The following is a 12,788-nucleotide window of genomic DNA, read 5'->3' on the forward strand; positions in this document are numbered from 1 at the left end:
GGGGTATCCCTTACTAAGGGGGGATAAAGGGGGGTGCTTATCTTCAACAACCTCTTTCACTGAACGCAAAGTCTGTTCAAAATAAACTCGCTTGTGACGTTCTAACTCTTCTAGTGCAATTTCTTCTGCTTCGACTTCGTTCCTTTCTCGCAGTCGTCGGAGATGTTCTTTAGGTAGTTCGTACACTTGTGGTAAGACTTGGTACACTTCCCGCACATTTTGCGGGATAAACATTCGCCATAACCGCAATTCATTATAGGCGTAACCAGTGGTTTCTATACTAGATAAGTTGAGATTTGCGTAGCACTCGCGAATTGCTTCTTGATATTGTTTTAAATTAAAATCGGGGATAATTCCAGCAGTTTCTGTTGTGTTTTCTGCGATTTTTTCAAGATTTTTGGAATCCAGAATAGCTCTCAGTTCAGATGAGTCTTGAATAATCGCTTTGACTTTCTTAACGTAACGCTTACCAAGCTTTGTCCAATCAAAATCGTTTGGTAGAGGTAACAAATTCTCTTCGTACCAAATATGTTGTAAATTTCTTGTATCTAAAGCATTACACTCATCCTGAAAAGGAGTTCCCAATATTTCTTTAACTCTTTTCTCATTGAGAAATTTTTCTAGCGGTTTGTTATAGTCCCTAACTTGGTTATCAGGAATATCAGCATCTTGTAATTCTTGCTGCACGAGTGACAAAAACTCTTTAAGTGCTTTCCCAGCAGCAATATCTATTTCTTCCTTTTTCAGTTTCTGTAAAATCTGGCTGGGGATACCTTTGAATACATCTTTGAGTATATCTTTTAATAAATCTTTGCCTAAATCCTGAGCAAATTGTTTCATCACTGGTTGGAAGAGAAACCCAACAGCAGTACTAACTCCCCAAGCGGTTAACAAGTCCATAGGCGTAATACTCGTGTTTGCTCAGCTCTTAACTAAGAGTATATACAGCAGCGTCAGTCATGTTTCCTGAGTTTAAGGTGATTTTAGCAATAGGACAACTCAAGAAATGCTATGCTGTGAGGGCGCTTTGTGCAACAATTGCGTGGATACTGTTGGCAAATTCAACGTAAGGTGGGCACTGTCTATTCACAGCATACCAATGACATAAGAAGGTTGGCAGTGCCCAACGCCGATTGGTGTCAACTTAAGCTGAAACCCTTGTCATTACTTCAGAATTATGCCTTATTATACTCGTCCACAATTGTCGCTTTACCTCACCCCGCTTTTGGCTACGCCAAAGTTCCCCTCCCCTTACTAAGGGGAGGGGTTAGGGGTGAGGTTAAATCAACGTGAAATTAAGGCTTAAACGTTAAGTTGACACCAATGCCCAACGGCAGATGCAGCCCGGTGGGAAAGCCGTCATTCGCACTGGCTCCCCTACAAATTAAGGGCGATCTGCCGCTATGCTGCAGCGTTTGCGCAGCGCCCCCTAAGGGGCTAGCTATCGCCTCAACTAGCCTTAACCAACACTCTGCGGATCCACTCCTAACTCTCGCAATTTATCTGCTAATCTTTTAATCCGTTCTTCTGGCGTGGGATAACGTTTTCCTTGCTCATCATACCAATAAAGCCACTCTCGCGTTACGCCTCCATAAGTTCCGCGATCGCAACCAATTCCCAAACCAACTTCTGGTAACCAAACAGGATTTCCCTCTTGCAATTCATACTTGTCATTCACCAACCGATGCACTTCCAAACGCGGTTTACGGCGACGACGGGAAGAATAAACGACATAATACAGCACACCCAACGCTGCATATTCTTCTTTTTTCGTGCTGTACTCTTTGCGATAATTTTGAGAAACAACTTCTAGCACCAAAGTAGGGACAACGTTTTCGTCCCATAAAACATAACTTGGTCTTAATTCCTCATCATAAACTCGCTCTACCCCCAAACTCAAAAACCCATCTGGCACAATTGGGGGTTTATCAGGGTGATAATAAATACCCATATCTATCCCAAAAAACCAGTCCATGCGTTCTGCCCATAGTATCAGCAGTATCGCTTTGAGCAAGCCTGGTATCAATTCTTGCAACTCATTATCCACAGGGGTATCGTCTGAGTCAGGTAATTCTTCCGCAGAGGGTAAATACTTCGGCAGGTTAAACTCTAACATGACTGGTTTTCCCCCAGAACTGACTACAATTGTAGCGATTTCAAGTTTCAGAAACACCTTTTTTCTAGCGTGCCTATTTCTGCACAAAGTTCTGCACTTCGTACTCGCTTGAGTCTACAATCGGATAATATTTTCCCATTCAATATCTCATTCAATAATGATTTGGTTTGGCTAGATTTTTAAACTTAGTATATTGTGGGTCAAACAAGAGTTTAATAATACCTGTTGGACCGTTGCGATGTTTAGCGATGATGACTTCAGCAATTCCTCTATCAACGCTATCGCTATTGTAGTAATCATCTCTGTACAACATGAGAACTAAATCCGCATCTTGTTCAATAGAATTATGAACTATGATGTTATTGGCTATGAAATTGTGATGTTTAGGAACTGTTAAATCGTAGACTTCTTCTTCACCATCAGCTTCTATGGAGATAATTGTATCCCAATAAACATCACTATTAGCCAAGAGATTTATTTCCTCGGATTTGACGACAGTACCTAACCTTGCTGCTCGTTCTCGACTCAAATTTTGTTTATAAAGAGTTGTTCCGCAATGAGCAACACCTAATGAAGACTGCATTTGACGTATAGTAATACCATGTTGCTGCATAGATGGAACAGCATATAATTTCCAAATGTCATGGGGTATGATGTCTCTATTGGTGTTAGCAGAACGAACTTCAATATATTCTGCGATTTCTTTTAGAGCTTGCTTTTTATAGATGCCTACTGCACCAATTAGTTCAGTAAACTTTACTATATCAGACTTGCCAGTTACCCAAACTTGATATTGATGCCGTCCTTTATTTGGTTGGGGTGTTACAGATAGTTTAGCATTGATATCAAGTCTAATTAAAAGTGACTGAACATCCTTTGACAACTTTTCACTACTGGAAGTGTAATAGATAGCAGGATAAGGACATTTTCCTTTGCTTGGCTTGATACAACCGTCAGTACTCCAAAGATGACGCAAGAATAAAGCAATGGATTCTTGAGGTTGCTCAAAAATTGGATTTGGGACAAACTTTTCATAGGATCTCAATCCAAAAACACCAAGAGAATCAAGCCATTCTGCTACAGGATTCCTGACTTTGTGCGTTAAGCGGTATCCAGCAGACAGATAAACTTGATACCAGTCACGCTCTTTAGAAATACGAGGAATCACTCGCTCCCCAAAAGTTGTTGTTGCAACTGTTGCAACTGTATTTGCTAAATCTTCTTCTCTGGTAGTGTACTGTATGATGTGCCGGGGTAAGGTACACCCATCCCCTATCAAATGTCCAAGTAAAGCAATTTCAGAATTGCTCATGGATTGTACACAGGAACTAGGTAAACACCGAGGTAAAGCAAGGCTATCGCCTATCTGTAATTCGTCAAGCTGCCGCCAGCCGTGAATTGTGAGAAACTTGTGATTGGCAGTTGCCCGAATTGTACGTCCAAGGCGAGTCATAAGCTTTAGTACAGGCTTAACACCTGTAGAAAAAGCATTGCTGACAACTGCCTGTTCTATTTGCATTGTAACTTCGTTCAACGCCCAAACTGTAAAACCTGATTTGCCTACCAATTCCCGAATTGGCACTTGCATACCACTATGTGCTAACGTTACTAAGCTTTCGCCACTCAAGCAACCTGACTCTCTCAAATCAGATAACATAGGACGCTTGTTTGTGCGTGCTTCAACTCCTCGACTCAACTGAGATAAAGCAATCACTGGGACAGATAATTCACGCGCTAAACTTTTTAGACTTCGGGTAATTCTTGAGAGTTCTTGCACGCGATTATCGCCTGCTCCTTCCATTAATTGCAAGTAATCTATGACAATCAATCCTAATTCTGTCCCTAATTTTGCTTGCAACTGCCGAGCTTGACTACGCATTTCTGTAACTGTAATATTTGGCGTATCGTCAATATAAATTGGCATATCAGAAAGCATACCAATAGCACGGCTTAAAGGTTCCCACTGAGTTTGACTGATGCGTCCACTGCGCAAATAACCAGTTTCTATTTCTGCCTCGCTTGCTAATAACCGCTGCGCCAGTTGTTCTTTTGACATTTCTAAGCTGAAAACACCAACTGGTAATTTATATGAAGCAGCAACGTTATGAGCAACATTCAGACATAAAGCGGTATTATGAACACAAATATCATTAGCGATAAAATTATGAGTTATTGGAATTGTCAAGTCATACACTTGTTTGTCTCCTACTGACTCAATCGAAACGATTTCATCCCAATAAACATCACCTGTTGCTAATTCTTGTAAATATAAATCTTCTAACGCGCTTGCTAAACTCAAAAGGCGTTGCCCTGATAAAGCATGTTTGTCAACATGAATATTAGTGTACCCTTTTATTTCGGATCTACGAGCTAAAACTGCCCACGATTCTTCACCTTTGGCGACTGTTATCTCTTCCCATATTTCTACTGGGTGATGGTCACTATTAGTTTGATATCTCTTATTTATCAGAGCTGCTTGTACCTGCAAGAGATCAGTTTCTTTACCAAGAATACCAATTTCTGAACTGAAAATTTTGATAGACTGAGCATCGGTAATCTCTAATTGCCAAGCGACTATGCGAGTTTTTTTGTATTTAACAAAACACTTTTTCAGGGCAGCAATAATGCCAAATCGTAATAACAGATGTTGTATTTGTCGAGCTAGTTTCTCGCTCACACAAAAATAACCTAATTGTACCTGACCACTTGCAACTACCGTAGCCCAACCATCTGTAGCAAACAGGCGGTTGAGGAATAAGGAGATTTGCGAGCATTCTAGTTGAAAGATCAGGGCAGGAATTATTTTTTCATGAGCTTTTTTACCCCAGAGTCCCAGATTTCTAAGCCATTCAGTTATCGGATTTTTTCGCCCCTGACACTTGAGTGCATACAGTGTTGGTGAATATTCTGGGCGAGTGTCTAGACGAACTTTCAATTGAGGAGAAAAGCTGATAACAGCATGAGTGAAGTCTTGCTGAATCAAAGGATTTATATTTGTAAATTTAGGTGTTGTGTCTGTCAAACAACCATTTCCTATGAAGTAGGCTAGTAATTTGACTTCACACTCACGAATTTTTTGTGTACCAAATAAATTTATTTTGCGAGGTACAGCAATTTGATCACCGACTATCAGTTCTGAAAGTGGACGCCATCCATTAATAGTTAAATAAGGGTGGGTAATAGTTGTTTCAACATATCGCCCTAAGCGAGTCGTCACACGAAAGACTGGCTTTATTTGATCATCGACAAATGCAGACGGTTGAGTGACATGGAATTTCCAATCTTTTCCCAAAGTCAGCAATTGTGCATGATGACGATGATAAATTTCTTCGATAGTAGAAACGGAACCATCTGCTAAAAGAATTTCTGTGTTGTATGCTACGCATTTCCCCATTGACGGACGCCCAGCTACAATAATCAAATCAGAACGCTGAAAACCGCTAGTCATGGCGTCTAAATCATAAAAGCCACAGGGGATTCCTGGTAGGGCGATTCCTTGATGGCGAGTTTCAATATCTTGAAAAGTATGAATGAGGGTGTTAGAAATATGAACTAGACCGGTTTTGGGACGTTTTTGAGTGATACTGAAGATTTTTTGTTCTGTTTGATCTAAAATTTTTGGTAATTCAATGTCTGTCTGGTAACCCAGATGCACAATTTCATTTCCAGCTTTAATTAACTGACGCCGCAGGTATTTGTCCATAACTAAATCTGCTAAGGCGTCGATATTAACGGCTGAGACTGTCCGATCTACTAGCGTTATGAGTTTATTTCTACCACCAACACGCTCTAGCATATCATGGTCGTTGAGCGAATTTATCACTGCAAGCAAATCTGTGGGCTTACCTTGGTTATGTAGCTTGATGATGGCTTGATAGATATCTTTATGAGCGTTAAGATAAAAAGCTTCTGGAATCAGGCGATCGTTCACTCTGCTAATCGCTTCCGGATCTAGCAAAATCCCTCCTAATATTGATTCTTCCGCCTCAATGTTTTGAGGAGGGAGGCGATCTAAACCCTGACTTTGAAAGTTAAGTTCTTCAGACATAAGTAGATTTCAATTTTAGATTTGATATTACGGTTTCACTTTCGTTATAAACAAAAATCTATACTTGACGCGATGTGTGTTCTTTGAAGCATCTCTATACTATTGTTAGAAACTGCTGTAGAAAGTCAATTTTGAAGGTATAGGATACGTCGTTCATGTAGTGTAGCGCACCATTAGACCGCGCTGGCTCACCATTCTCAACAAGACCTAAAAAACCGGGTTTCTAAACGAAAAATTAAGATTTTAAAGTGTTGTCGTTCTCAAGAAACCACAGGTTTGACCTTGGTGCAACATGTAAGGAGACGCCTTCGCGCATTGAACCCGCCGGAATGAAGGAGTAAATATTACAGCAGTTTGCAAGTCAGGTACAGAAGCTAGACTTGACGCGTTAGGTATGAAGGTTGTTTTACTTCTGACGACTGACACCTCTATTCTAAATTCTGCTGTCAGTGCAAGTTGACTTCTGAATTGGTATGAGTCTGCTTATGAATGAAGTCGTCTTGACACACAATTCTTTATACTTTGTTTTGAATCTTCTGGGGGTTTGAGTGTCAAAGCAAATATTTTTATTAGTTATCAAAAAATTAGAAATGAGAAAAATATTAAATATGAAAGAAAAATAAAGTTCTTAACAAGATCTTATTAAGATTATTTTTTGGTTAAATGAGACAAACTCTCTCTTTCAAACAAACTTGGTAAATACACTGATTTTTTATTAAGTTTTTATCTATCCAATATACGCCATGCTTTCTTCCTAAACTTTTTGAAATCTTGAATATCTCATAGTAAAACTTCAGCGCCAAATTTTGAAACAACAAAAAAATGAGTATATATGATAACTTCTATAATCTGCTTGTTTTTGACAATTCAAAAATACTTATTCAGTGTAAATTTTTACATATTTTGAAAAATCTCTCTTTCTAACAACGCTTTAATTATCTGAAATAGTGTAGTAGAATCTGACAAATTGTAGTTTTCAACACGCAATACACGCAGAGTCATAAAGTAAATTAGTTGTCTATATTAGTCTGTCTACTCTATCCTAGGCTGCGGTAAACCCAAAGTCTACAGCGCATCTGCGCCGTTGCAGAACTCTTCCCTAAGAGGCAGGAGTATGTTTTTGACACGCCTATATCCTATAGACACACGCCTTGTTAGAAAGTACACGCACTCGCACAAAACGAACAGCGCAATTCGCAGATTATGTCATTGTCTGAATGTGGAAAAGTCCAAGAGGACTTTACGAAAAGTTATCCTCTAGGCATCTATCATGTACTTTTTTTGACGAAAATTCAATTTCTTGGCAGAGATTATCAAACAATCTCACGCACTCGGGATTAGTACGGAGGTTTTTTTAACATGTTGAGTCATCAATTTAAACAATTAGGGCAAGAAGAGGATGTTCTTTTTTTAGAAGATAAAATTTTTAATGCAGTTCAAATTGTCAATAAAGTGCTTCAATATTTTGAACCAAAGGGAAATGATTTGAATTTGTCTTGTCAAGATAAATTTGTGAAAAAATATTTCAAAAAAAAGAATGTTCAAGGTATATTTAATCGAGTTGAGTGGCAATTTGCTCTGAAACCAGGAATTCAATGTGAACTGGTTATGCCAGATAAGAGTAGTAGGCAAAAAGGTAAACTTGAGATTAGAGTTACTTTAGAGTTTTCTTCATTAAACAAACAAGTTGTATCCATGAATAATGGGAATAATGGTGAAACTCTATCTCATTCTCTATCAATTACAGATAGTAAGAGTTCCGAAAATTTTGAAATAAAAGTTTCGTTAGACTTCTATCCTGACGAAAGATTTTTAGAAGAAACTCAAGAACAAAACTCCTGGCATTTCTATTCATCCAAGAGTGCAATTTATAACTGAATAGATGACCTTTGAATTGGGCCGCAAGAGATATGGGACGGGCGAGACGCCCATCCCATAAGAATTGCTATTCACTCTCTTGCTGTGAATCTTTAAGTGTCAAGTGCGTGAGAGTTCTAGCCCAACTGACTCAACCAAGTCCTCACATCTACCGCTAACTTTTGCCCCAGCTTCAACAACTGATGACACTGAGTGCTATCCTGACCTTTGACACTTTTGGCAATAAAGAATGGCACAATTTGACTGTGCAGACAATTGAAGTAAAGTTCTTGAGAGCGCTCAAGAGAAATGCCAAGATTTAAGTGATTTGCCACATCAATTAATCGTTCAAGGCGTTGCAAATCTGCATCAAAAGTCCCGTTGGGATCGTGCAACAATTGCCACAGAGAACGCAATATCAACTGTTCTAGTATTTGCTTACCTTCACGAATATTCAGATGACAATGCAGGTGTTTTGCTTCTGTGGCGATCGCCTCTAATTCAACAATATGATTCCAACTTGACACCGGTTCAGCAATATCTTGCTCTAGTGAGCGTAAAGTTGTCATACACCGATACCCCAAGGCAATTTCCGCTGCAACCTGCAACTCTTGTGGTGCAGGAACTTCATCGCGGTGGAATGCCATCAACACACCGTAATTATCACGATACGCTTGAGTATAAAGTTGGTCTAATCGTGACAGTGTTTCTTGACTCAACAGGTGCATGAGTCGATGGCGTTCTTCAGCAAAGAGATTGCGCAAGCTGAACGACTCTTCACCAAACAACTGCGTCATGACTAAGATAGTCTGAGCTGCACTAGCTTGTTGGAGTGCTGCAAACAGCTTTTCTTTTAACTCGGTGTAAACCAGTCGTCCTTGGAAGGGTTGAATACAACAGTGGAAATCCCAGCCACCCAAATGTAGAACAGCAAACACTAAATGTTCGCTTTCCCAGGTAATCTCTGACACGAGGTTCAGATTTCCCACAGCCAGAGTCAATGATCCCATCCGTTGCAATTGGTAATCGAGTTCATTTGCACTGTAGCAATAAACCCGCTTTTGATGTGGATGAGAATCTTTGATAGAGGCATTGTGGCCATTTCCTGAAGACGCTGTATGCAACATCTCTACAGGTTTGTGGTTGGTAAATAGTGAGGTTATGGCGTATTGAGCTGCAACTTGTTTAAAGCTGACTTGAGCTGTAAGCACCAACTGGCGATAAACTTCGCCACCATGTTTGAACATATCAACATTGCTGGGTGCTTGGTTGAGGCGTTGGAGGAAGCCTTTTTCTAACTGTACGCCAGCAACATCTCCTGCGAGTTCCAAAGCACGCGCCGCGTAACGCAGAATTTGCGTTCCTTCTGGACGAGAGAGTTCTTCAAAAAACCACCCACAACTAGTGAACATCAATAAAGCATGACGTTGCATTTCTAATAAACGCAAGGCGTCTACTTGTTCTGCGGGTGTGAGTTTATGAGTTTGGTGACGCAACAAGAAGCGACTGACGTTTTCAAAAGAGCGATCGCGTATGACTTGGATATATTCATCTCGCGCCCCCCAGGGATCAACGAAAAACTGTTTGCCATGCTCTTCATACACCCAAATCAGCTGATCCCGCAGCCAATTCAACGCATCCCTCAAGGGGCGACGCCATTTTTGGTGCCATGTCCCACCACCACCGCAACCACAATCATCTTGCCATCTATCAACCCCGTGAGCGCAACTCCACGCTGTGACTGGCTTGAGTTCCACTTCCCATGTGGGAGTATTTAAGCTGAGGTAGTGGGCAAAGTTGGTGACTGTCCAACCCCAATGAGGAAACTCTTTTGTAAATGCGTAGGCTAATGTTTTCTCGGTTCCGCCTTTGTGATGTCCAAAGGTTTCCCCATCTGTCGCAACAGAAATTAACTGTGCAGGACGATGATCCCCACGCACTGCTGAACCGATGCGTCCAGCCAAATGACAAGAACTGTGCAGGACATCATTAAAACCCATATCTCGCGAGATGGGACCATCATAGAAAAAGATATCAATGTAAGGTCTATGCCTTGTCATTTGCCCAGAGTCTGACAAAGGACTCTCTTTGAGAAAGCAACGATAAGGGCGTGTGGGATCAATCTGACACCCACCGACTTCGTGCCATTCGGGGTTGGGATTATCCTCGGTGGGCAAAAGACGGCAACGTTGTGCTTGTGATGGTGCAAGCACAATAAAGCGAATTCCCTCATCTACTAAAGCTTTCAACGTGACATAGTCTACTGCTGTCTCAGCCAGCCACATTCCTTCGGGATCACGTCCAAAGCGGGAGCGGAAGTCTTCTTTACCCCAGCGAATCTGGGTGTATTTGTCGCGCTCATTTGCCAAAGGCATGATGATGTGGTTATATACTTGCGCGATCGCATTACCATGTCCATTTAGGCGATCGCAACTTTTGGCATCTGCTTCCAAAATCCGCTGATAAACCTCTAAATCGTGGCGTTCTAGCCACGACATCAGCGTCGGTCCGATATTAAAGCTCAGATACTCATAGTTGTTGACGATCCCCACCAGTTCGCCTCGGTCATTTAACACCCTAGCAAAGGCGTTGGGGCGATAGCATTCATGGTGAATTCGTTCGTTCCAATCATGGAAAGGCGCTGCACCAGATTGGCGCTCAATCGCGTCCAGATACGGGTTTTCTCGTGGTGGTTGATAAAAATGCCCATGAACGGTGACGTAAACACCTGTAGCCTGTCTCAGGGGATCGGGCATTGTGGTGTTTGTGATATTTTCATGCGGCGTCAAGTTTGAACCAGCACTCGCTGGCAGTTCAGCAGCAGAAGTCATGAAGTATTTCCAAAAGAGTAAACAGTCCTTGCAGTTGCGTCCTTTGATAATGCTGATAAACCTTCCTACGGGGGCATTCCAACAACAGTTAGTTTCAACAGCAACTATGAGATAGAACTAAATTCCAAGGTAGCGGTCTTCGTGTTGGGGTAATCTGCATTATCAAGCAGTCCTTTGCCCGATGCAATCGACCATCGACACAAGCCATAGTTAGAGTTAGAGGGTTTTGTCGTTGGTGATGCCAAAAACTTAATTGTCTTTTAATATATTAAACCGCATCCTTGGTGTAGAATCAGGAATTTACTGGAAAGTTTTGCAACGAAAGATTTCAAATTCTACTCATACCGCAATCTTATTTTACAAATCTCACTCAAAAAAGCAAATAGTCATATCTCAGAACTCACTTGAGAGCAGCTTGTCTGAGCAGATAAATTTGTTTAACCGCAATATTGCTTTCCTCCCTGACTTGCTCACAAAGAGTGTTTTTCTTGAAAGAGGACTCTTAGTATCCTAGAGTTTGATATGTACAAGTTCTGAATGCCAAGTGTGAGTGCCGAGTTTGGGTGTCATAATATTCAAAATTCAGGTCAAAACTCACTGACTGGCATTGCACTAAAAACTTATTGCTCAAGACTTACTGAGGACTTCCTCCTTACACATCTGTTACTAATACCTTCAACTCAAAATTACAAATGTCAGGTAAAAAGATTCTATTTTTGGTTTTGTTAGTGTTTATTCCGGTTTCCATCGCAGCTCATTACTTGGGGTGGGGAGACTTAATAGTTTTCATCACTGCTAGTTTAGCCATTGTGCCTTTAGCGGCTTGGATGGGTACAGCTACAGAAGAAATCGCAGTCGTGATTGGTCCAACATTAGGGGGCTTGCTGAACGCCACCTTTGGTAATGCTACAGAACTGATTATCGCCCTAGTTGCCCTACAAGCCGGACTGGTGAGTGTCGTCAAAGCCAGTATCACGGGATCAATTATCGGCAACTTACTACTGGTGATGGGTCTTTCCATGTTTTTGGGTGGACTGCGCTACAAAGAACAGACATTTCAACCTGTTATTGCGCGAGTCAACGCATCTTCTATGAATTTGGCAGTGATTGCGATTCTACTCCCCACGGCGATTAAACTTAGCTCTCAAGGGATTGAGGAAAAAATCCTGCAAAACCTGTCCGTCGCTGTTGCTGTGGTACTCATTCTGGTTTATGCCTTAACTTTGTTATTTTCCATGAAAACCCACTCTTATCTTTACGACGTGGGTATGGCAGAAACAGTCACAGAGGAAACAGATGTCAAAGAACAGCCAAAAATTTGGTTATGGGTTGGGGTTCTGTTAGTATGTACCCTCTTGATTGCATTGGAGTCAGAATTGCTAGTTGGTTCTTTAGAAGTCGCCACATCGCAGTTAGGTTTGACAGCACTCTTTACAGGGGTGATCCTCGTACCCATTGTTGGTAACGCTGCTGAACACGCAACAGCTGTGACCGTAGCAATGAAAAATAAGATGGACCTTTCTGTTTCTGTCGCAGTGGGATCAAGTATGCAAATTGCCCTGTTTGTGGCTCCCTTTTTAGTTTTAGCAGGGTGGGTATTTGGTCAACCGATGGATTTAAATTTTAATCCCTTTGAATTAGTTGCTGTGGTTGTATCGGTGTTGATTGCCAACAGCATCAGTTCTGATGGTAAGTCAAATTGGTTAGAAGGCATACTACTTTTAGCAGCATATATAGTTTTGGGGTTTGCTTTCTACTTCCTTCCAGTTGCTAAAAGTCTAGGGTAAAAAAATCGTCAGAATCCAGAATCGGTGAATCCACCAAACCAGGAGATATCATTCAGCATTTCCTCCTGAGTCCTGAATTCTTACAAAAAATCAGGGTAAGTTTGGACAATTCCAAACTTACCCTGACCAAAAAAATGAATCATCAAGAG

Annotated in this window: 5 protein-coding genes and 1 pseudogene; 2 read left to right on the forward strand and 4 right to left on the reverse strand. The window is 41.1% G+C overall.

Going from position 1 to position 12,788, the window contains the following annotated elements; genetic code table 11:
* The 3 genes and pseudogenes from DP117_RS21325 to DP117_RS21335 all read right to left on the reverse strand — a co-directional run.
* A pseudogene (locus tag DP117_RS21325) lies at positions 1-900 on the reverse strand (NTPase); the annotation flags it as partial.
* 559 nt (positions 901-1,459) lie between these two features.
* A complete protein-coding gene (locus tag DP117_RS21330; RefSeq protein ID WP_169220252.1) occupies positions 1,460-2,116 on the reverse strand; it encodes a Uma2 family endonuclease in 657 nt (218 codons plus the stop codon).
* A gap of 151 nt (positions 2,117-2,267) precedes the next feature.
* Positions 2,268-6,164, reverse strand: a complete 3,897-nt coding sequence (locus DP117_RS21335) for a replicative DNA helicase (protein ID WP_169220253.1) — start codon at positions 6,162-6,164, stop codon at positions 2,268-2,270.
* 1,359 nt (positions 6,165-7,523) lie between these two features.
* Here DP117_RS21335 and DP117_RS21340 point away from each other — a divergent pair.
* Positions 7,524-8,042 carry a KGK domain-containing protein gene (locus DP117_RS21340; protein WP_169220254.1) on the forward strand — a complete coding sequence of 173 codons (519 nt, stop codon included), beginning with the start codon at positions 7,524-7,526 and terminating at the stop codon, positions 8,040-8,042.
* A gap of 116 nt (positions 8,043-8,158) precedes the next feature.
* Here the strand turns inward: DP117_RS21340 and DP117_RS21345 are convergent, their stop codons facing one another.
* Entirely contained in the window at positions 8,159-10,852 is a 2,694-nt protein-coding gene (locus tag DP117_RS21345; RefSeq protein WP_169220255.1) for a DUF3536 domain-containing protein, read from the reverse strand.
* A gap of 692 nt (positions 10,853-11,544) precedes the next feature.
* Between DP117_RS21345 and cax the strand changes: the two genes are divergently transcribed.
* Positions 11,545-12,639 (forward strand): calcium/proton exchanger, encoded by a 1,095-nt coding sequence (gene cax, locus DP117_RS21350; protein ID WP_169220256.1) that lies wholly within the window; start codon positions 11,545-11,547, stop codon positions 12,637-12,639.
* Positions 12,640-12,788: the final 149 nt, after the last annotated feature.

The organism is Brasilonema sp. UFV-L1 (genome assembly GCF_012912105.1).
GTDB lineage: Bacteria > Cyanobacteriota > Cyanobacteriia > Cyanobacteriales > Nostocaceae > Brasilonema.

Excerpts from the sequence above, each read along its gene's own strand:
- DP117_RS21340 (WP_169220254.1), top strand. The coding sequence starts at position 7,524 with ATGTTGAGTCATCAATTTAAACAATTAGGGCAAGAAGAGGATGTTCTT.
- DP117_RS21345 (WP_169220255.1), bottom strand. The coding sequence starts at position 10,852 with ATGACTTCTGCTGCTGAACTGCCAGCGAGTGCTGGTTCAAACTTGACG.
- DP117_RS21330 (WP_169220252.1), bottom strand. The coding sequence starts at position 2,116 with ATGTTAGAGTTTAACCTGCCGAAGTATTTACCCTCTGCGGAAGAATTA.
- cax (WP_169220256.1), top strand. The coding sequence starts at position 11,545 with ATGTCAGGTAAAAAGATTCTATTTTTGGTTTTGTTAGTGTTTATTCCG.
- DP117_RS21335 (WP_169220253.1), bottom strand. The coding sequence starts at position 6,164 with ATGTCTGAAGAACTTAACTTTCAAAGTCAGGGTTTAGATCGCCTCCCT.